17 protein-coding genes and 1 tRNA gene are annotated in these 20734 nt (G+C 75.7%); 8 read left to right on the forward strand and 10 right to left on the reverse strand.

What is annotated here, in order from left to right; all coding sequences use genetic code 11:
* The first annotated feature begins 54 nt into the window (after nucleotides 1-54).
* From ATJ88_RS14645 to ATJ88_RS14665, 5 genes are read left to right on the forward strand one after another with little or no spacing between them, the layout of a single operon-like run.
* Nucleotides 55-2031, forward strand: coding sequence for a glycosyltransferase (locus ATJ88_RS14645; RefSeq protein ID WP_098464461.1), 1977 nt, complete (start codon nucleotides 55-57; stop codon nucleotides 2029-2031).
* Nucleotides 2028-3350 carry an O-antigen ligase family protein gene (locus ATJ88_RS14650; protein ID WP_098464462.1) on the forward strand — a complete coding sequence of 441 codons (1323 nt, stop codon included), beginning with the start codon at nucleotides 2028-2030 and terminating at the stop codon, nucleotides 3348-3350. Before ATJ88_RS14645 ends, ATJ88_RS14650 begins: the two co-directional genes overlap by 4 nt.
* Complete coding sequence (locus tag ATJ88_RS14655; protein ID WP_098464463.1) at nucleotides 3347-4480, forward strand: glycosyltransferase family 4 protein; 1134 nt, start codon at nucleotides 3347-3349, stop codon at nucleotides 4478-4480. The genes ATJ88_RS14650 and ATJ88_RS14655 overlap by 4 nt, the downstream gene beginning before the upstream one ends.
* A complete protein-coding gene (locus ATJ88_RS14660; protein WP_098464464.1) occupies nucleotides 4477-5505 on the forward strand; it encodes a glycosyltransferase family 4 protein in 1029 nt (342 codons plus the stop codon). Before ATJ88_RS14655 ends, ATJ88_RS14660 begins: the two co-directional genes overlap by 4 nt.
* Nucleotides 5502-6755: a glycosyltransferase gene (locus ATJ88_RS14665; protein ID WP_098464465.1), complete on the forward strand. Its 1254-nt coding sequence runs from the start codon at nucleotides 5502-5504 to the stop codon at nucleotides 6753-6755. The genes ATJ88_RS14660 and ATJ88_RS14665 overlap by 4 nt, the downstream gene beginning before the upstream one ends.
* On the opposite strand, the gene ATJ88_RS14670 is transcribed toward ATJ88_RS14665, so the two are convergent.
* The 10 genes from ATJ88_RS14670 to ATJ88_RS14715 all read right to left on the reverse strand — a co-directional run bounded on the left by ATJ88_RS14670 (nucleotide 6685) and on the right by ATJ88_RS14715 (nucleotide 18046).
* On the reverse strand, nucleotides 6685-7881 hold the full coding sequence (locus ATJ88_RS14670) for a glycosyltransferase family 4 protein (protein ID WP_098464466.1): 1197 nt from the start codon (nucleotides 7879-7881) through the stop codon (nucleotides 6685-6687). The genes ATJ88_RS14665 and ATJ88_RS14670 overlap by 71 nt on opposite strands.
* Nucleotides 7878-9836, reverse strand: coding sequence for a polysaccharide biosynthesis tyrosine autokinase (locus tag ATJ88_RS14675; protein ID WP_098464467.1), 1959 nt, complete (start codon nucleotides 9834-9836; stop codon nucleotides 7878-7880). Before ATJ88_RS14675 ends, ATJ88_RS14670 begins: the two co-directional genes overlap by 4 nt.
* On the reverse strand, nucleotides 9833-10981 hold the full coding sequence (locus ATJ88_RS14680; protein ID WP_098464468.1) for a glycosyltransferase: 1149 nt from the start codon (nucleotides 10979-10981) through the stop codon (nucleotides 9833-9835). Before ATJ88_RS14680 ends, ATJ88_RS14675 begins: the two co-directional genes overlap by 4 nt.
* Nucleotides 10982-11097: 116 nt before the next feature.
* Complete coding sequence (gene pth, locus ATJ88_RS14685; RefSeq protein WP_098464469.1) at nucleotides 11098-11703, reverse strand: aminoacyl-tRNA hydrolase; 606 nt, start codon at nucleotides 11701-11703, stop codon at nucleotides 11098-11100.
* 129 nt (nucleotides 11704-11832) lie between these two features.
* Complete coding sequence (locus ATJ88_RS14690) at nucleotides 11833-12426, reverse strand: 50S ribosomal protein L25/general stress protein Ctc (protein WP_098465383.1); 594 nt, start codon at nucleotides 12424-12426, stop codon at nucleotides 11833-11835.
* 253 nt (nucleotides 12427-12679) lie between these two features.
* Nucleotides 12680-13906, reverse strand: coding sequence for a glycosyltransferase family 87 protein (locus ATJ88_RS14695; protein ID WP_098464470.1), 1227 nt, complete (start codon nucleotides 13904-13906; stop codon nucleotides 12680-12682).
* Complete coding sequence (locus ATJ88_RS14700; RefSeq protein ID WP_098464471.1) at nucleotides 13903-15039, reverse strand: glycosyltransferase; 1137 nt, start codon at nucleotides 15037-15039, stop codon at nucleotides 13903-13905. The genes ATJ88_RS14695 and ATJ88_RS14700 overlap by 4 nt, the downstream gene beginning before the upstream one ends.
* Before the next feature lie 177 nt (nucleotides 15040-15216).
* Nucleotides 15217-16200 carry a ribose-phosphate diphosphokinase gene (locus ATJ88_RS14705; protein ID WP_098464472.1) on the reverse strand — a complete coding sequence of 328 codons (984 nt, stop codon included), beginning with the start codon at nucleotides 16198-16200 and terminating at the stop codon, nucleotides 15217-15219.
* A 53-nt stretch (nucleotides 16201-16253) separates the two neighbouring features.
* On the reverse strand, nucleotides 16254-17840 hold the full coding sequence (gene glmU / locus ATJ88_RS14710; protein ID WP_098465384.1) for a bifunctional UDP-N-acetylglucosamine diphosphorylase/glucosamine-1-phosphate N-acetyltransferase GlmU: 1587 nt from the start codon (nucleotides 17838-17840) through the stop codon (nucleotides 16254-16256).
* Nucleotides 17841-17974: 134 nt separating this feature from the next.
* Nucleotides 17975-18046 (reverse strand) — tRNA-Gln (locus ATJ88_RS14715).
* Nucleotides 18047-18284: 238 nt separating this feature from the next.
* On the opposite strand from ATJ88_RS14715, the gene ATJ88_RS14720 reads away from it, so the two are divergent.
* From ATJ88_RS14720 to ATJ88_RS14730, 3 genes are all read left to right on the forward strand, one after another.
* On the forward strand, nucleotides 18285-18881 hold the full coding sequence (locus ATJ88_RS14720; RefSeq protein ID WP_098464473.1) for a TetR/AcrR family transcriptional regulator: 597 nt from the start codon (nucleotides 18285-18287) through the stop codon (nucleotides 18879-18881).
* A gap of 64 nt (nucleotides 18882-18945) precedes the next feature.
* Nucleotides 18946-19461, forward strand: coding sequence for a MarR family winged helix-turn-helix transcriptional regulator (locus ATJ88_RS14725; RefSeq protein WP_098464474.1), 516 nt, complete (start codon nucleotides 18946-18948; stop codon nucleotides 19459-19461).
* Nucleotides 19454-20728, forward strand: coding sequence for an MFS transporter (locus ATJ88_RS14730; RefSeq protein ID WP_098465385.1), 1275 nt, complete (start codon nucleotides 19454-19456; stop codon nucleotides 20726-20728). Before ATJ88_RS14725 ends, ATJ88_RS14730 begins: the two co-directional genes overlap by 8 nt.
* Nucleotides 20729-20734 lie beyond the last annotated feature (6 nt).

Here is a 20734-nt window from a genome sequence, read left to right on the forward strand (position 1 = left end):
ATTCACCCCCTGCACGGGTTCCACCCGTCACCCCGGCGGGAGACGATCTGGCGCATGAAGGTCTTGCGCGTCTCGCACAGCGCCGTCGTCGACGGCTGGCGGGAGCGCGAGCGGCAGCTGCGCCGGCTCGGCGTCGACGTCACCCTGCTGAGCGCCCGCGCCTGGCCGGAGGGCGGACGGACGGTGCCCCTCGTGCCCCGCCCCGGCGAACCGGTGCGGAGCGTGCGCACGGTCGGCACCCACCCGGCGCTGTTCCTCTACGACCCGCTCCCCGTGTGGCGCGCGCTCGGCGAGCCGCACGACCTGCTCGACCTCCACGAGGAGCCCTTCGCGCTGGCCACCGCCGAGGTGCTGGCCCTGCGCGCGCTGCGGCGGGCCGTCGACCGGCTGCGCGGCCGCGGCGGGCCGGCCGCGCCGTACCTCGTCTACAGCGCGCAGAACCTGCGCAAGCGGTACCCCTGGCCGTTCGGGGCGCTGGAGCGCGCCGTGCTGCGCCACGCGGGCGGCGCCCACACGTGCAACGACGATGCCGCCGCCCACCTGCGCCACAAGGGCCTCGCCGCACCCGCCGTGACGATCCCCCTCGGGGTCGACGTGGCCGGCCCGACCGCCGAGGCACCCGCCCCGCGGCGGGCACCGCAGCCCGGCGCGGACGTCATCGTGGGGTTCGCGGGCCGCCTCGAACCGCACAAGGGCGTCCGGGTGCTGCTGCGCGCCGTCGCCGACGAGCCGCGGCTGCGGCTGCGCGTCGCCGGCGGCGGCACCCTGGCCGACGAGGTGCGGGCCGCGGGCACCGCCCACGGCCGGACCGAGCTCCTCGGGCCGCTCGACGGCGCCGACCTGGAGGCGTTCTACCGGTCGCTCGACGTCCTCGCCGTGCCGTCCCTCACCACGCCCGGCTGGGTCGAGCAGTTCGGCCGGGTCGTCGTCGAGGCCATGGCGTGCGGCACCCCTGTCGTCGCGAGCGACTCCGGCGCGCTGCCCGACCTCGTCGCCGACGCCGGTCTGCTCGTGCCGCCCGACGATCCGGCCGCGCTGGCCGCCGCGCTCCTGCGCGTCGCCGACGAGCCCGGCCTCGCCGCACGGCTCCGTGCCGCCGGCCACGACACCGCCGCCCGGTGCGCCTGGCCCGCCGTCGGCACCGCCTACCTCGACCTCTACCGGACGGTCCTCGCGCCGCCCGTCCCGACCGACCCGCCCGAGGTCGTCGTCGTCGCGTACGGCCGGCCCGACCTCCTGCGCGACGCCCTCGCCCCACTGGTCGGCAAGCTCACCCTCACGGTCGTCGACAACTCGTCACGCGACGACGTCCGCGAGGTGACCGAGCTCGCCGGCGGCCGCTACCTCGACCCGGGCCGCAACGGCGGGTTCGCCGCCGGGGTGAACCACGCTCTCGCGCACCGGCAGACCCCCGGGACCGACGTCCTCCTGCTCAACCCGGACGCCGTGGTCACCGCCGAGGGCGTGCTCGCGCTGCAGCGCGCGCTGCACGCGGACCCCCGCGCCGCGAGCGTCGGCCCCCGCCAGGTGGACGACGCCGGCACGCCCGCCCGGGTGACCTGGCCGTTCCCCTCCCCCGGCCGCGCCTGGCTGGAGGCCGTCGGCCTCGGGGGCGTCCCCGCCCGGCGCGGCCGCACGTTCGTCATCGGGTCCGTCCTGCTGCTGCGGGCCGAGGCCCTCGCCGAGGTCGGGGGCCTCGACGAACGGTTCTTCCTCTACTCCGAGGAGACCGACTGGGCGTACCGGGCCGTGCGGCGCGGCTGGCACCACGACCTCGTCGACGACGTCGTCGCCACCCACCTGGGTGCCGCGACCAGCTCCGACGACGAGCGGCGCGACACCCACTTCCTGGCCTCCCTCGAGCGGTACCTGCGCAAGCACCACGGTGCCGCCGGGTGGCAGCTCGCCCGGCTCGGGATGCTGGCCGGCGACGCCGCCCGCAGCGTCCTGCGGCGCGGCCGCGGCGGGACCCGCTCCCACCTGCTGCGCACCGGACCCGTCGCCGCGGAGACCCGGATGGTCGCTCCGTGACGACGACCGTGCCCCGCCTGATCGGCGCCGCGCTCGCGCTCGCCGCGACCGCGCTGCTGCTGGTGGCGCTCGGCGGGGCCGTCCCCACGTTCGGCGGGTACGCGCTGATCGGGGGGCTCGTCGTCCTCGTGGTGGGGGCGACGCTCGTCGAGCCCATGGCGTTCCCGCTGCTCGTCACCCCGGCCCTGCTGTCGGTCGAGCAGGTCGGCGGGGTGCTGTCCGTCAGCGACTTCCTGCTGTTCCCCGCCTTCTGGGTGGTGCTGCTCCTCGGGCGCCGCCCGTTCTCCCCCACCCTGCGCGCCGCGCTGTGGCTCAACGCGTTCTACCAGTTCGCCACCCTGTTCACCGTCGTCGCGAACCCGTACGCCGCGAACCTCACGGAGTGGTTCCACGCCTGGCTGCTCGTGGGCGGGGCCCTCGTCGTGGGCTGGGGCCTGGGCGCCGGCGGCCTCGACCGGCCCGCGCTCGCCCTGCTCCTGGCGCCCATGGCGCTCATCGGCGTCCTCGCGGCCGTCGCGGCGCTGCCCATGCTCGCGAGCGGCCAGTGGTCGCCCGTCTACCTCGACTGGCCGGTCCCGCTGCACAAGAACTTCATCGGCAGCCTCCTGGCGTACGGGGCGGCGATCGCGTACGCCCGACCACCCTGGATCGGCTGGCCCCGCTGGGTGTGGAACGTGATCTTCGTCCTGACGACGCTCGGCGTCCTGGCGTCCCAGGCCCGCCAGGCGTGGATCGCGCTGTCCTTCGGGATCCTCGTCATCCTGCTGCGCCGCCGCGTCTCGGGCGCGCACCGGTCCCTGTGGATCCTGCTCCCGGTCGCGCTCGCCATCTACGTGGTGACCCAGCTCCTCAACGACCAGCTCGACGAGGGCGGCGTCCACAACTCCGCCGGCGAGCGCATGCTCTGGTACCGGCTGTCGTTCGAGGTGTGGCGCCAGTCCAGCATCTGGTTCGGCGCCGGCCTGCGCTGGTGGTACACCGACAAGTTCCCGCTCTACCAGTTCCAGCCGCCCAACGCCGAGCTCGAGGTCCTGTCGTCCGCCGGCGTGGTCGGCCTGTTCGGGTTCCTCGTCATGAGCATCGGCATCCCCGTGCTGCTGTGGCGCAAGCTCCCGCCCGAGTACGGCACCATCGCCGCCGTCGTCCCCGCCATGCGCCTCGTCAACAGCCAGTTCGACCTCTACTGGGTGGCCGTGAGCGTCTCCATCCCCTACCTGGTCGCCGGCATCTGCCTCGGGGCAGCGGCCGCCAAGGAACGCGGCTGGAACGTGCGCGCCTCCCCACCGACCCTGCGGCTCGACCACGAGGTGGCCCGATGAGGATCGTGCAGATCGTTCCGGAGATCGGCCAGGGCACCGGCGTCGGCGAGGTCGCGGGCAGCCTCGAACGGGTCTGGGCCGCCCAGGGCCTCCAGGTCGAACGGTTCACCCTCGCCGAGGCCGGCGGTGCCTGGATCCCGCAGGGCTCCGGGCTCGCCGGACGTCTCCTGCTGCTCGCCCGCGTCGTCTGGTTCTCCACCGTGGGCAGCGTCCGCGCGCGCCGCTACCTGCGCGACCGCCCCGACGCCGTGTCGATCTGCCACAACGACGCCCTCGCCGGCGACGTCTACGTCAACCACGGGCTCGTCCAGGTCGCGATGCGGCAGCGGGGCCACTCCCTGGCCCGCATGGTCCGCAACCCCCTGCACCTGTTCGTCACCGCGCGGGACGCCCTGCGCTACCGCGGCCGGGTCCACCGCGGGATCGTCAGCCTCAGCGCCGTCGAGGACGCCGAGCTGCGCACCGTGTTCGGCCGGGTCGCCGCCCCGACGAGCGTCATCGGCAACGGCGTGGACCTCGACCGGTTCCACCCGGCGGGCCCGGCCGAGCGCGCCGCCGCCCGGGACCGGTTCGGCCTCGCCGCCGACGACCGCGTCGTCGCGTTCATCGGCAACGAGCACGGCCGCAAGGGCCTGCCGGTGCTGCTGGAGGCGCTCGCCGACCTCGACGACGTGCGGCTCCTCGTGGTGGGCGGCGACGAGGCGATGGTGCGCGCCGCCCAGGAGACGGCCGCCGGTCACGGGGTCGCCGACCGGTGCACGTTCACCGGCGCCCTGCCCGACGCCGAGGCCGCGCTGCACGCCGCCGACGTGTTCTGCCTGCCCAGCGCCTACGAGTCGTTCGGCCTGGTGTACGTCGAGGCGCTCGCCTGCGGCGTCCCCGTCGTCGCGACGCCCGTGGGCTGCGTCCCCGACGTCGTCGACGACCGGCACGGACGTGTCGTCGCCCCGACAGCGGAGGACGTCGCCGCGGGCGTCGCGCACGCCCTGGCGCTCGACCCCGCCGACGCCCGGGGGTCGGCGCGGCAGGCCGCGCTGCGGTACTCGTGGGACCGCGTCGCCGCGCAGTACCTGGCGCTGTTCGCCCGCCTGCGCCCCGACGCGGCCGACCGGACGGGGAGCAGCCGATGAGGGTCGTCCACGCCGTCCGGTCCGACGGCTTCGCGGGGGTCGAGCGGCACGTCAGCCGCCTCGCCTACGGCCAGGCGCGGGCCGGGCACGACGTCGTCGTCATCGGCGGCGACCCCGCCGCCATGCACCGCGAGCTGGCGGGCACCCCCGTCGTCGCGGTCCCCGCCCGCACCGTCGTGCAGGTCGCCCGGGCCCTGCGCCGCACCGGCGCGGGCGCGCACGTCGTGCACGTCCACATGACCGCCGCCGAGCTCGGCGCGGCGCTCGCCGGGCTGACCCGCGAGCTGCCGCCCGTCGTGTCGACCCGGCACTTCGCGGCCCCGCGCGGCGGCGGCCGGCTCGGTCCCGTGGTCGCGGCGGTCGCGCGCCGGGCCGTCGACGCCCAGATCGCGATCAGCCGCTACACCGCCGAGCGGGTCGACGGTCCCTCCACGGTCGTGCACGCCGGGGTCGACGACCGGCCCGACGCCCGGCCCGCCCGCGACCGCGACGCCGTCGTCCTCATGGCGCAGCGGCTCCAGCCGGAGAAGCGTCCCGACCTCGGTCTCGAGGCGTTCGCCGCGTCCGGTCTCGCGGCGCGGGGCTGGCGGCTGCGGGTCCTGGGCGACGGGCCGCTCGACGAGGTGCTGCGACGCCGCGCCGACGTCCTGGGCCTGGGCGACGCGGTCGAGCTCCTCGGGCGCCGTCCCGACGTCGCCGCGCAGATGGCGGACGCCGCGCTGTTCCTCGCGCCCAGCCCGGGCGAGCACTACGGGCTGTCCGTGCTGGAGGCGATGGCGTCCGGGATCCCGACCGTCGCGGACGGCTCGGCCGGGCACCTGGAGACCCTCGGGCTCGTCGACGGCGCCGGCCTGTACGCCAGCCAGGACGTCGCGGCGGGCGGGGCGCTGCTCGCCGCGCTGGCCGACGACGCGACGCGACGCGACGAGCTCGCCGCCCGGCAGCAGAAGACGCAGCGCGAACGGTTCACGCTCGCCGAGCAGGTGCGCCGCACCGACGCCGTCTACGCCGAGGTGCTGCGGTGAGCGTCACCGGCCCCGCCACCGGCAGGGACGCCGGGCAGGACCACCTCGCCCCCGCCCTCGTGGTGTTCTCCCTGGAGCCCTGGGACGACGTCTGGCGCCGCAACCAGCACCTGGTGTCCCGGCTGCTCGCCGCGGACCCGGCGCTGCACGTGCTGTTCGTCGAACCGCCGGCGGACCCGCTGCACCGGACCCGCACCGGCGGGACCCCGCGCCCCGGCGCGGGCACCCGGCGCGGACCGCGCGGCCCCTGGGGGGACCGGCTCCACCTGCACCAGCCCACCAAGTGGCTGCCGCGCCGCGTCGACCCGGCCGGTGACGCCCGCCGTGCCCGGGGCGCGCTGCGCGCGGCCCGGCGGCTCGGCCTACGACCCGTCGCCCTGTGGGTGAACGACCTGGCCTGCGCCACCGTCCTCGACGACGGCGACGCCCCCGTGCTCTACGACGTCACCGACGACTGGACGCTCGCCGACCGGCCCGCCCGGGAACGGGACCGGCTGGTCGCCGCCGAGGAGCGGCTGCTCCGGGACGCCGCCGCGGTCGTGGTCTGCTCGCCCGCCCTCGTGGCCACCAAGACCCGCGGGGACCGGGTGCCCGCCCTCGTCACCAACGGGGTCGACGGGGCCGCGTACCGCGCCGCGGTCGCGCGACCGGCCGGTCTCCCGGCGGGACCCGTCGCCCTGTACGCCGGCACCCTGCACCGCGACCGCCTCGACGTCGACGTCACCGTCCGCACGCAGCGGGCCGTCGCCGCGGACGGGGGCACCGTCGTCCTCCTCGGCCCGGACGCGCTGGGACCCGGCGACCGCGCGGCGCTGGAGGCCGCGGGCGTCCTGCTGCTCGGCCCGCGCCCGTTCGACCAGGTGCCGGCGTTCCTGCGGCACGCCGACGTGCTCCTCGTGCCGCACGTCGTGGACGGGTTCACCGACAGTCTCGACCCCATCAAGGGGTACGAGTACCGGGCGGCGGGCCGGCCCGTGGTGGCGACGCCCGTCGCCGGGTTCCGGGACGCCGACGACCCGGCGGTGCGCTGCGTGCCCGCCGCCGGCTTCCCCGCCGCGGTCGGGGAGCGCCTCGCCGACGTCGCGGCCGGGCGGGCCCCCGCACCGGACGGGTCCCCGGCCGAGCTCCCCGCGGACCTGCCGACCTGGGACCGGCAGGCGGCGCTCGTCGAGCAGGTCCTCAGCGCGACGACGCCCGGGCGGCCGGGTTCCGCGACGACCGACGCCCCGCGGCGGACCGCCACGCCGTGACCGTCGTCGCGGCGGTCCGGGCGACGGCGAACCGTTCCACGGCGACGGTGTGCGCCCGCCGCGCGCGCCGGCGGGCCGCGGCGGGGTCGGCCAGCACCTCGTCGAGCGCCCGCGCGAGCGCGTCGACGTCGCCCGGCGGGACGAGCAGGCCGAGCGGCTCCTCCCCGTCGGGCGCGAGGATCTCCGGGACGCCCCCGGCGTCGGTCGCGATCACGGGCACCCCCCGGACCATCGCCTCGACCACGACCTGCCCGAACGGCTCGGGCGCGGGCGAGGCGTGCACGACGACGGTCGCCCGGTCGATCTCCGCGGCGGGATCCACCACGGCGGGGTGACGGACGACGACGCCGCCGAGCCCGAGCCGGTCGATCTCCGCGTCGACCTCCCGGGCGTGGTCCTCCGCGCCGAACAACGGGTCGCCGACGAGCCGGAACCGCACGTCCGGCCACCGGTCCTGCAGCAGCGCGGCCGCCCGCACCAGCTCGAGCTGGCCCTTGGTGGGGCTGATCCGGCCCAGGAGCAGCACCTGCGGCGGGCCGTCGGGCGGACCGTCGACGGGGAACGGTCGTGCCTGCTCGGGCGCGAAGCCCGGGTAGGCGACGACGAGCCCGCGGGCGCCCGGCACCGTCGCCGCCGTCGCCCGCGAGTTCGCGACGACGACCGCGGGGAGGCGGCGCGCGGTGCCGCGCAGGAGCCGCACGAGGACGCCGGGCAGGTAGTCGGGCGTGACCCGGTCGTGCACCCACCAGACCAGCGGCACCCGCGCCGCCCCGGCGGCGCACAGGCCGACGAGGTACGCCTTGAGGGAGTTGGCGTGCACGACGTCGGGGCGGACCCGGCGCACGTGCCGGGCGAGCCGCAGCCCGAACGCCACCGTGCCGGGCACGCGCCGCAGGGCCCCAAGGCCGCCGGCGCGGTGCCGGTCCATCGTCGCGATCCCCGGGTCGAGCGCGAGGACCGTCACCGGGACGCCGAGCGCCCGCGCCCGCTCGGCGAGCGGGCCGTCCGCGAACAGCGTCAGGTGCGGCTGCACGTCGTCGTCGAGCGCGTCGAGGAGGCGCAGCAGCGCCAGCTCGCCCCCGCCGACGGCCGCCGTGTGGTCGAGCAGCAGGACCCGCAGGCTCACGGGGTGGCGCGCTTCGGGGCGCCGATCCCGGGCTCGGCCGGGCGGTGGAAGAACGCGATGCCGGCGCCGGACGTCTCACGGTCCGGCGCCGTGCCCGCCTCCGGCTGCTCCGGTGCGTCGTCCGGCGCGGGGTCGGCGGTCTGGTCGGCGGGTGCGGCGGGCCGCGGCGCGGGGGCACCCACCTGGGCCACCAGCACGGGCCGGAACCCGCCCGGACGGGGGTCGATCACGTCGACCCGGCGGGGGAAGCCCGTGTCCGGCAGCGCGAGCCGCGGGATCTGGACGGTGGCCAGGCTCGCCTCGGCGGCGGGCGCCGGGGAACCGTCGGCGGTGCGGGGGCGCGGGTCGGGCTCCGTGGCCGGCCCGGCCGCGGCGTCGGTGCGGTGGCGGGGCTCCGCCGGGACGTCGGCGGACGCGGCCGGGTCGGTGTCGACGTCGCGCTCGGCGTCCGTCCCGGCGTCCGGGCCCGCGACGTCCGTCACCGGTGTCCGCACGTCCCCCTCCTCGCCGTACGTCGAGGCGTAGGTGTCCCGGTGGTTGCTGGCCACGCCGACCAGCGCGACCCCGGCGAGGGCCACGTCGTTGGTGCGGAGCCGGTCCACGGCCCGGCCGAGGACGCCGCGGTCCGTGCGCCCGGCGGCGGCCAGCAGCACGGTCCCGTCGGCGTACCCGCCGAGGATCGTGGCGTCGGCGGCGGCGAGCACGGGCGGCGCGTCGACCACGACGATGTCGGCCTCGGCCCGCAGCGCCTCGACGAGGTCGCTCGCGGCCGTCGTGGCCAGGTAGTCGGCGGAGTCGAGCGGCTGGTCCGGCACGGGGAACAGCTCGAGGTTCGTGATGGTGGTGGGGCGCAGCCCGCGACCGGTGCCCTCCCACGTCGGCGGGGCGGGCAGCAGCTCGTCGATCTGGGGGCGGCGCAGGTCGCCGGACAGCACGATCGTGCGTCGCCCGGACAGCGCCCACGACACCGCGAGGTTCGCCGCGACGAACGAGCGCGGCGCCGACGGGTCGGCCGCGGTCACCACGACGACGGCGTGGTCGCGCCGGGGCAGGCTGACCTGCACCGCGGTGCGCAGCTCGCGCACCGACTCGGTGAACGGGGTCGCGGCCAGGCTCGCGACCGGCAGCACCTCCGTCTGCGCGAACGTCTTGAGGCTGGCGCGCAGGCCGGTCACCTCGGCGAGGATCGGGGCGTCCGCCGCCTCCGCCGCCTGCTCGACCGTGCGCACGCGCGTGTCGAGGCCGCGGCGCACGAACGCGATGCCGACACCGGCGGCGAGACCCGTCAGCAGGGCGATGCCCAGCACGCTGAGGCGGCCGAGCCCGACCGGGTCGGCCACGGCGGTCGCCGTCACCTGCCCGGGCTCCACGAGGGTCTGGTAGGCCGTCTTCTGCGCCGTCAGCACGTTGAGGGACTCCTCCCCCGTGCTCTGCAGCGCCGTCGCCTCCGGGTCGTTCGGCCGCGCCTTCAGCGTGTCGCGCGCCGCGATGATCTGACTGCTCAGGGCGCTGATCTGCTCGTCGAGGGCGGCCACCTGCTCGTCGATGACGGCGGGCAGCTGCGCCACGTAGGCCGTGGCGTAGGCGTTCGCCGCGTCCGCCGCGAACTCGGCGGACGTGCTGGTCGCCGTGATGGTCATGGTCATCGTCGCGGCGTCGTACAGGGGCTCGACCTCCGCCCCGTGCAGCGTGCTGACGGGCACGTCGAGCGCCTCGGCCGCGGCCTGCTCCACCTCGGGCCCGACGACGACGGTCGGGTCCGGGTTGGCCGTCACGGCGGCCGTCCCCTCGGCACCGGCCGAGCCCGACGACGCGAGCTCGACGGTCGCCGTGGCCTGGTAGGTGATCTCCTGCCGGTCGGCGTACACGTAGCCCGCGCCCACGACGAGCACGACGGCCCCGAGCACGAACCACTTGCTCGCCCACACGACACGGAGGAACTCGCGCAGCGTCATCGGGCACCTCCCGCGACGGCCGGTGCCGAGAGCTCCTCGGCGACGATCTCCTGCAGCCTGCTGACGAACCGGTCCTCGCCGAACGACGCGCAGTGCTCCTGGATGACGTCGGGCGACCACGTTCTCGCCAGGACGTCGGCGACGCCCTCGGCGACGTCCTGCGGAACGGGTGCCGCGAACAGCCGCCCGTTGCGCCCGTCGACCACGGTGTCCAGGAACCCGCCGGCGCGCAGGGCCGCCGTCGGCACGCCGAACGCGCCCGCCTCCAGCGGGGTCAGCCCGTAGTCCTCGTAGGACGCCGCGACGAGCGCCGCGGCGTGCCGGTACGCCCAGCGCATCTCGGCGTCGTCGACCCGCCCCGCGAACGTCACCAGGCCGGGTGCGGTGCGGGCCGCGATCTCCTCCAGCCGTGCGCGGTCCGGGCCGCCCCCGACGACGACGAGGCGCTGCCCGAGCAGGCCCGCCGCCTCCACGACGACGTCGACGTTCTTGTAGGGCAGCAGACGGGCCACGCACAGCAGGTACCCGGGCTCGACGCCCGCCAGGGGCGTCTCGGGGCCGTCGGGGCGGCAGGCGGCGGGCGGCGGCACGACCTCGGCCTCGATGCCGTAGACCCGCCGGATGGTCCGCTGGATCTCGGTGGAGGTGGTGACGTAGCGGTCGGCGCGCTCCGCGGCGCGGGCGTCCCAGCGGCGCAGCGCGGGGCTGATCGCGGCCAGCGCCGCCGCCACGGCACGGTCGCGCAGGCCCCGGACCTGCTCGTCGGCCCCGCCGAGGTAGCGGTGCGGCTGGTACAGCCAGCGCGCGGGCGCGTAGCAGTAGACGACGGTGCGGCGGGCGCCGCGGTAGCCGTGGGCCCAGCCGCTGGAGCTCGCGAGCAGGACGTCGGCCTCGACCCGCTGGGCGTCCACCGCGGGGGCGAGCAGCGGCAGCGCGAGGCGGTGGTGGCGGCGCAGCACGGAGAACCGGTCGAGGCGTCCCGGCCGCAGCTCGACGTCGGCGAACTCGGGGTGGGTGCCGTCCGGGTCGTACAGCGTCGTGTACATGGGGGAACCGGGGAACGCCCGCGCCATGAGCAGGGCCACACGTTCCGCCCCGCCGCGCTGGGTCGCGTAGTCGTGCGCCAGGGCCACGCCAGCCGTCATCCGAGCCTCCCGCACCGCCGGCCCGCAGGTCGGACCGCCCCCTCAGGCTAGGCGGTCGGGTGCGGCTGCGGGGAGTGCTTGCCCGGGTGAATTGCCTGCTCTCACCCGCTGCCGCGTCAGCCCTTCGCGGGGTGGAACTTCCCCTGGGCGGCCAGCAGACCCTCGACGAGCACCATCTCGACGGCGTCGGCGGCGTCGTCGACGAGGATCGGCAGGTCCTTGCGCTCGGTCGCGGAGAAGTCCTTGAGGACGAAGTCGGCGGTGTCCATGCGGCCGGGCGGGCGCCCGACGCCGACGCGCACCCGCGTGTAGTCCTTGGTGCCGAGGGCCTTGGTGATGTCGCGCAGACCGTTGTGGCCGCCCTCGCCGCCGCCGGTCTTCAGCTTGATGGTGTCGAACGGGATGTCGACCTCGTCGTGCACGACGAGCACGTGGTCGGCGTCGATGCCGTAGTACTGCGCCAGGCCGGACACCGGGCCGCCCGAGGTGTTCATGTACGTCGTCGGCTTGGCGAGCACGACGCGCGGACCGGGCGCCCCGCCGGGCAGGACGCCCAGGCGGGCCTCCGCGACCGTCGCCTGCGCGCGGGAGTGGCGGGCGAACCGGGCGCCGGCCCGCTCGGCGAGGAGGTCGAGGACCATCTGACCGACGTTGTGGCGGTTGCCGGCGTACTTCGGGCCGGGGTTGCCGAGGCCGACGACGAGCCACGGGGAGTCGGTCATGGGTGCATCCTTCCATCGGGGGTGGGCAGGGCGCCGCACCGGTCCGTGCACGCAGAACGCCCGACGGCGGCACGGGGCCGCCGTCGGGCGTCGCTGGGGTTCCGCGGGTGTCGCGCGAAGACCGTCAGATCACTCGGCGGACGCCGCGGCCGGCTCCTCGGCGGACTCCGCCGACTCCGCCGCCTCGCCGCGCGGCTCGGTGACGAGGACGACGACGTGGTCGGCCTCGGTGAGGAGCGACACGCCCTTCGGCAGCTCGACGTCACCGGCGGTGACGTTCGCACCGGCCTCGAGACCCTCGATGGAGACCTCGATGGACTCCGGGATGTGGGTCGCCTCGGCCTCGACGGAGAGGGTCTGGGACTCGACCAGGTGGATGGTGCCGGCGGCCGACTCGCCCGTGATGTTCACGGTGATGTCGACGGCGATCTTCTCGCCCTTCTTCACCAGCAGCAGGTCGATGTGCTCGATCTCCGGACGCCACGGGTGACGCTGGACGTCCTTGACGACGGCGAGCTCGGTGCGACCGTCGATCGACAGCTCGAGCAGCGCGTTGGTGTTGCGCACCGCGAGCATCGTCTGGTGGCCCGGGAGGGTGACGTGGACCGGGTCGGTGCCGTGGCCGTACAGGACGGCGGGGATGTTGTTCGCGCGGCGGATGCGGCGGGCCGCACCCTTGCCGAACTCGGTGCGGGTCTCGGCGGCGAGCTTGATCTCGGACACGTGGATCACTCCTGCGGAAGTCGTGTTGTGCCGACGACCAGAGGGAGCCGTCGGCTGTCCGCGAGGGGAACCGGCGCGGACGGGCGGTTGCGTCGGCGTGGGACGCGTGACGGACGGACCGTGGGCGCCGCGGGCTGCACTGCAGCACACGCAACCGCCCAGTCGATCACGGACGTCCGACGGATCCAGCGTGCGGTGCGCACTGTCCTCCTGGACCGGTGCCCGTCAGACGTCCCTCGCCGAGGCAACCGGACTACTGTACCCGCCCGGGCTGCGGTGACGAAACCTCGACGTCGTCACACCGTGCCGGTGCGAGCCGCGCCGCCAGGAGCGTGGACGCCGTCGTCGACACGTAGGCCGCACCGAGGACGGCCAGGTAGAGCCCCACGTCGACGCTGCCCGGGTCGCCCGGCACCAGGCGGTAGCCCACCAGCCAGCACCCGGCCAGCGTGACCAGCAGCACGACCCACGACGTCCGCCCGACCCGTCGCGCCAACGCCGGCCACACCCACAGCAGCGGCAGGGCGAGCACCCGGTAGGCCAGGTGCGAGACCGGCATGAGGAGCAGCAGGCACGCCATGACGTTCCACGCCGACAGGCGCGGATCCCCGGGACGGCGCAGCGCGACCACGAGCAGCGCCACCGCCCAGGCCGCCAGCACGACCGTCACCACCACGCCCAGTGCCGCCGACTCCACCACGGGCCGCGCGAGCACACCCGAGCTCGTGAAGAGGTCCCGGCCCGCACCCCACGCCGAGTACGACGTCAGGGGCTGGTCGCTCGCCGCCAGCGTCCGCCCGACCCACCGCGGCACCGCGTCCGGGCCGACCGCCACCGTCGACACCACGACCGTCAGGGCCAGCGCCGCGCCGACCCCCACGAGCGTGGCCCGCGCGTCACCGCCCCGCCGGAACCCCCACAGCGCCAGACCGCCCGCCCACGTCTTCAGCGCCGCGGCGAGCCCCACGACGAACGCACCCGCCGTCGGACGACCCCGGACCACCAGCAGCACCGCCAGCGCCATGAGCGCCAGCAGCAGCAGGTCGACCTGCCCCAGCCACAGGACGACGACCACGGGCCACGACGCCAGCAGCGTCAGCGCCGCGACACCCGAGACCAGGGGGCGCGACCACGTCCCCAGGTCCCGCCACACCGACGCCACGACCAGCGCCACCGCACCCAGCCCCGCTCCGAGCGACATCGCCGTCCACCACGCCATCTGGGCGGACGCGCCCCCGCTCACCGGCCCCAGGGCCAGCGCGAGCAACGGCGAGTAGACGTACATCGGCGCCGCGTACGGCGTCCCCGCGGAGTCCACCGCGTCGGCGCCCTCGAGGAAGAACCCGAGGTCCATGCCCGACGTCGGGTCGCCCACCGCCCCGCAGTAGCGCTCGACCACCAGGAACGCCGTGCCGAGCACCACGACGACCCACAGCCCCGCGGCGACCAGCCCCCGGACGCGGGCCGACCCCCACGTCATGACGAGGCGCGCGTGCCGTCGACGCCCAGCTCGTCCGGCGCGGACACCGACGAACGCCCCGTCCGACGCGGCCGGTACACGACCTGCGCGAGGAACACGTACCGCAGCATGAACGCGACCAGGATGAGACCGGCCTGCACGAGCTCCGGGTGCGGGACGGCACGCTCGACGATCCACCACAGGAACACCGTGCGCACCAGCGCCTCGGTCCCGTTGAACGCGAACGACTGCGCGAACCGGCCCCACACGCCGAACCGGCCCTCCGCGCGCAGGTCGCCGAACACGAACCGCTCCTGCAGGAGGAAGTTCCCGACGATCGTCAGCACGTTCGCGGCGACCGCCGCCGGCAGGTAGTGGACACCCAGCTGCTGCAGCACCGCCAGGATCACCAGGTTCGCGACCGCGCCCGACGCCCCGATGAGGGCGAACGGCGACAGCCGGCCGAACCGCAGGGACGCCAGCTGCATCAGGTAGCGCGTCCCGTTGCGCACGTCCGCCTTCGACGTCCCCGCGAACCGGCGGCCGAACACGAACGGCACCTCCGCCACCGTCAGACGCTGGCGGGCGAGGATCTCCAGCAGGATCTTGAAGCCGCGCGGGCGCAGCGCCGCCGCGTCCACCGCACCCGCCCGCACCACGAAGAACCCCGTCATCGGGTCGGTGACGTTGCGCAGCCGCAGCGGGAACATCGACCGGGCCAGCAGCCCCGACACCTTCGACACCGCCTTGCGGTGCCAGCCGTCCAGCCCCCCGGCGTCACCCCGGCCCGTGTAGCGGGACGCGACCACCACGTCCACGCCGGTGTCCGCCGCCGCCGCGAGCAGCACCGGGACCATCTCCGGCGGGTGCTGCAGGTCGCCGTCCATGACGACCACGCGCTCCCCCCGGGCCGAGCGCAGCCCCTCGACGACCGCCCCCGACAACCCGCCGTCGGGGCGCTCGCGGTGGATCATCCGCACCGGCACCACGGAGGTCCGGGCGACCTCCTCCACGACCTGCGGGGTGTCGTCCCGGGAGTCGTCGACGAACAGGACCTCCGCCGCCACGCCGTCGAGCGCGAGCCCGAGCCGACGCACGAGCTCGGGGACGTTCGCTCCCTCGTTGAACGTCGGGACCACGACGGTGACGTCCACGGGTCCTCCTCCGGATTGTCGACGCCTCACGGTCGCACCGGCGTCGGGCGGGGTCAACACGCGCCCGGGGCGTTCACCCGGGTGATTCCGGGCCACGGCCGGACCGCTCTACCGGCGGACCCGGACGACGACGGCGGCCGCCCCCACCGGGGACGACCGCCGTCGCGGGGGGGCAGGTCAGGAGTTGCCGTCGAACAGCGACGTGACCGAGCCGTCGTCGAACACCTCGCGGATGGCGCGGGCGATGAGCGGGGCGATGGACAGCACGGTGAGGCCGTCGAACCGCTTCTCGGCGGCGATGGGCAGGGTGTCGGTGACGACGACCTCGCTCGCGCCGCACTCGGACAGGCGCTGCGCGGCCGGGTCGGACAGCACGCCGTGGGTGGCGGCGACGACGACCGACTTGGCACCGGCGGACATGATGACGTTGACGGCCTCGGCGATGGTGCCGCCGGTGTCGATGAGGTCGTCGACGAGCACGCACTCGCGGCCCTCGACGTCACCGACGACCCGGTTGGCGACGGCCTGGTTGGGACGCGTGACGTCGCGCGTCTTGTGGACGAACGCGAGCGGGCAGCCGCCGAGCTTGTCGGCCCACTGCTCGGCGACGCGGATGCGGCCGGCGTCCGGGGAGACCACGGCGACGTTGGTGAGGTCGACGCGGGAGCGCACGTAGTCCGTGAGGACGGGCATGGCCCACAGGTGGTCGACGGGGCCGTCGAAGAAGCCCTGGATCTGCGCGGTGTGCAGGTCGACGCTCATGATGCGGTCGGCGCCGGCGGTGCGGAGCATGTCGGCGACCAGGCGGGCCGAGATCGGCTCGCGGCCGCGGCTCTTCTTGTCCTGGCGGGCGTACGCGTAGAACGGCGCGACCACGGTGACGGTGCGGGCCGAGGCGCGCTTGGCGGCGTCGACCATGAGCAGGTGCTCCATGAGCCACTGGTTCACCGGGGCGGTGTGGCTCTGGAGCAGGAAGATGTCCGTGCCGCGGACCGACTCGCCGAACCGCACGTAGGTCTCGCTGTTCGCGAAGTCGTAGGCGGAGACGGGCAGGAGCCCGATGCCCAGCTCCTTCGCGACGGCCTCGGCGAGCTCGGGGTGCGCGCGCCCGGTAGCGAGGACGAGGGTGCGCTCACCGGTGCCGGGGATCGAGGTGTTCATCAGCGGGGGTTCCTTCGGGTTGCTGCTCGGGGGCGGGGTCGGGCGGACGGACGTCAGGCGGACTCGGTGGACGACGACGCGCCGGCGTCCTCGTCGGGCACCACGGGGATCGCCCCCGTGAGGGCATTGTGCTCGGCGAGCTCGCGCCTCGCCTGCGCACCGAGCCCGTCCGGCGAGGTGCCGAGGGAGCGGGCGGCGGCGTCGGCGGCGGCGGTGTCGGGGCGGCGGCGCTCGACCCAGCCCTCGACGTTCTTCTGCTGGGCGCGGCTCACGCCCAGCGCCCCGGCGGGGACGTCGCGCGTGATGATGCTGCCGGCGGCGGTGTACGCGCCGTCGCCCACGGTGACGGGCGCGACGAACATGTTGTCCGCGCCGGTGCGGGCGTGGGAGCCGATGACGGTGCGGTGCTTGGCCACGCCGTCGTAGTTGACGGTGACGGACGCGGCACCGATGTTCGTGCCCTCGCCGATGGTGGCGTCGCCGACGTAGGACAGGTGCGGCACCTTGGAGCCCGCGCCGATCTCCGCGTTCTTCGTCTCGACGAACGTGCCGATCTTGCCCTTGTCGCCCAGCACCGTGTTCGGGCGCAGGTACGCGAACGGGCCGACCGACGCGCCGGCGCCGATGACCGACAGCGAGCCGTGCGTGCGGACCACGGTCGCGCCCTCGCCGACCTCGACGTCGGTGAGCGTCGTGTCCGGGCCGATGGTGGCGCCCGTGGCGACGACGGTCGCGCCGTGGAGCTGCGTGCCCGGCAGCAGGGTGACGTCCGGGGCGAGCTCGACGTCGACGTCGACCCAGGTGGTGGCGGGGTCGACGACGGTGACGCCCGCGCGCATCCAGTCGTCCAGGACGCGGCGGTTGAGCTCCGCGCGAAGCACGGCGAGCTGGACGCGGTCGTTGACGCCCTCGACCGTCATCGGGTCGTCGGCGACGACGGCGCGCACGGTGCCGCCGGCTTCGCGGGCGAGCGCGACGACGTCCGTGAGGTAGACCTCGCCCTGGGAGTTGTCGCTGCCCACGCGGGCGAGGCCGTCGCGCAGCACCGCGGCGTCGAACACGTACACGCCGGAGTTGATCTCGCGGATCTCGAGCTGCTCGGCGGTGGCCTCGGCGTGCTCGACGATGTGCAGGACGTCGCCCGTGCCCTGCTGGCGCACGATGCGGCCGTAGCCGGTCGCGTCGTCAACGACGGTGGTGAGGATGGTGACGGCGTTGGCGTCGGTGTGATGGGCCGCGACGAGTTCGGCCAGGGTGGCACCGTCGAGCAGCGGCACGTCGCTGGCGAGTACCACGACGGACCCGTCGACGCCGTCGCCGAGCGGGTGCTCGCCGCCGTCAACGTGCTCGTCGTGGACGTCGTCGACGTGGGAGAGCTCGGCGGCCCGCGCCGCATGGACGGTGGCGTCGAGCGCGTCGAGCGCGCACTGGACGGCCCGTCCGGTGCCGTACACCTCGTCCTGATCGACGACGAGCGCCGTGGGGGCGACCTGCAGGGCGTGCGCGGCGACGAGGTCGCGCTCGTGGCGCACGACGACGGCGATCCGCTCGGGTCCGAGCTCGTCGGCGGCGACCAGCGCGTGGCCGAGCATGGAGCGCCCGCCGAGGGCGTGCAGCATCTTCGGCGTCGCCGACTTCATGCGTGTGCCCTGCCCTGCGGCGAGGACGACGACGGCCGTGGGGTGCGGCGTCGCGGGTGCGGTCGGGTCCTGGTCGCCGTCAGGGGCAGTGGGAACCACGGGTGCTCCGTCTCGTTGTCGGGGTCTCGGGCGCGCTCCGCCCCCAGGACTCGAACCTGGACCAAGGGCACCAAAAACCCTTGTGCTGCCGATTACACCAAGGCGGAACGGTCGCGGTCCGGTGCCGTCCCGGCGCCCGGGCGGCTGCGCGGGACCGGCCGCACCGTCGCACGTCCTGGTCTCAGTGTGCCAGGTCCGGCGGGGTGCACCCGGTCCGCGGGCACGTCGCGCGGGGCGCCGGCGGAGTGGCCTCGGCCACAGCCCCGTGGTGCCCGCGCCGGATACGGGCACAATGGGCACATGCCTGCCGAGCCCCGCGAGTCGAAGCGTGCGCCCCGATCCCGGATGACGGCGAGCCAGCGTCGCGAGCAGCTCCTGGCGGTGGGTCGGGGCCTGTTCGCCACCAAGGGGTTCGACGGGACCAGCGTCGAGGAGATCGCGGCGACGGCAGGCGTGTCGAAGCCGGTCGTGTACGAGCACTTCGGCGGCAAGGAGGGGATCTACGCCGTCATCGTCGACCGCGAGGTGCGGGCCCTGACGGGCGCGCTGACCGGTGCGCTGGCCGAGGGCGGGCACCCGAAGATGATGGTGGAGCGCACCGCGCTGGCCCTGCTCGGGTACATCGAGTCCTCCGAGGACGGGTTCCGCATCCTCGTGCGCGACTCCCCGGTGGCGCAGGCCACGGGGACGTTCTCCTCCCTCATCGGCGACGTCGCGGCGCAGGTGGAGCACATCCTCGCCGACCAGCTCAAGCGCAACGGCCTGGACCCGAAGGTGGCGCCGCTGTACGCGCAGATGCTGGTCGGGATGGTCGCCCTGACGGGCCAGTACTGGCTGGACGCCCGGCAGCCGAAGAAGGCGGACGTCGCCGCGCACCTGGTGAACCTGGCGTGGAACGGGCTCGCGGGCATGGAGAAGAAGCCGGGCCTCATCGGCGGCTGACGCGCCCCGCCCGCCGGAGCCGTCAAGAGTCTTGACGTCGAGAGAGTCGGGATACGCTGTGCGGATGGTGAGCACCCGCACCGACCCCGGCACCGGGGACGAGGTCGACCGCATCGTCGCCGCCTGGCAGCACGAGCGTCCCGACCTCGACGTCGAGCCGCTGGCCGTGTTCTCCCGGATCAGCCGCCTCGCCCGTCACCTCGACCGGGCCCGACGCGGCGCGTTCGCCCGCCACGACCTCGAGACCTGGGAGTTCGACGTCCTGTCCGCGCTGCGCCGCTCCGGCGCCCCCTACCGGCTCTCCCCCGGCCGGCTCGTCGCGCAGACCCTCGTCACCAGCGGCACCATGACCAACCGCATCGACCGCCTCGAGCACCGCGGCCTCGTGGAACGCCACCGCTCCCCCGACGACCGCCGCGGCGTCCTCGTCCAGCTCACCGCCTCGGGCCGGGCCAGCGTCGACGCCGCGATGAGCGACCTCCTCGACGTCGAGTCCACCGTGCTGTCCGCCCTGCCCCCCGACGAGCGACCCGGCCTCGCCGCGCTGCTGCGCACCCTCGGTGCGCAGTTCGATGAGTAGCGGCGACGACCGGACCCCGGGCCCGACGGCGGGCCGCGACGGGGACGACGGCGCGCGACGCCGCGCGGCGGCCGGTGCCGCGGGCGGGTTCGTGCTCCTCGCGCTGCTGCTCGCGTCGGTCAACCTGCGCGCGCACCTCGCGTCGCTGCCGCCCGTCGTCGACGACGTCGCCGCGTCGCTCGGCCTGACCTCGGCCGGCGTCGGCCTGCTGACGTCGGTGCCCGTCCTCTGCTTCGCGCTGTTCACCCCGGCGGCGTCCGCCCTCACCGCGCGGCTCGGCCCCGAACGGGCGATCACGCTCGGCCTCCTCGGCATCCTCGGCGGCACGCTGCTGCGCTCCACCGGCTCCGTCACCACGGCGATGGCCGGCACCGCCGTGCTCGGCGTCGGGATCACGATCGGCAACGTCGCCGTGCCCGTCGTCATCGCCCGCGACTTCCGGGACCGTGCCGCGTCCGTCACCGGCGCGTACGCCGCCACCATGAACGCGGGCTCCACCGTCACGACGCTCCTGACCGTGCCCCTCGCCGTCGCCTACGGCTGGCAGTGGGCGCTCGCCGGCTGGGGCGTCCTGGCCGTCCTCGCGCTGGCCGCCTGGGTGCCCGCCGGGCGCGGGCTCGCGGCGCACCACCGGGGGGAGGCCGCGGGTCGACCGCAGGGCGTCGCGCCGCACGCCGAGGCCGGGCGCGGCACGGGCACCGCCCAGCGCCGCCTCGTCGTGCTGCTCACCGTCGCGTTCGCGGGGCAGGCGTCCGGCTACTACGCGATGACGGCGTGGCTGCCGTCGATCCTCGGCGACCAGGTGGGTCTCGCGCCCGCGGCCGCGGGCGGCGGCGCGGCGCCGTTCCAGCTCGCCGCGGTCGCCGGGGCGTTCCTCGTCCCGCTCGCCCTGGCCCGGCGCGTCCCCGCCCGGGCGGTGGCCACCACGCTGTCCCTGCTGTGGATCGCCCTGCCGGTCGGCATCCTCGCCGCCCCGGACCTGTGGTGGCTGTGGGTGTGCTGCGCGGGCGTCGCGCAGGGCGGCAACTTCACGGTCGTCATGACCCTGCTCGCGCAGCGCTCCCCCACCGTCGCGGCCGCCCGTCGCGGGTCCGCCGTCGTGCAGACCGCCGGGTACGGGTGCGCGGCGGCCGCCCCCACCGCGCTCGGCGCGGTGCACGAGGCCACCGGCGGCTGGGCGGCGCCCCTGCTGGTGGTGCTCGCGCTGCTCGTCGCCATGACGGTCGCCCTGTGGGCGGCCTCGCGGCCCACGTACCTCGACCGCTGACCGACC

Origin of the sequence: Isoptericola jiangsuensis (genome assembly GCF_002563715.1) — a bacterium.
In the GTDB taxonomy this organism is placed as follows: Bacteria; Actinomycetota; Actinomycetes; order Actinomycetales; family Cellulomonadaceae; genus Isoptericola; species Isoptericola jiangsuensis.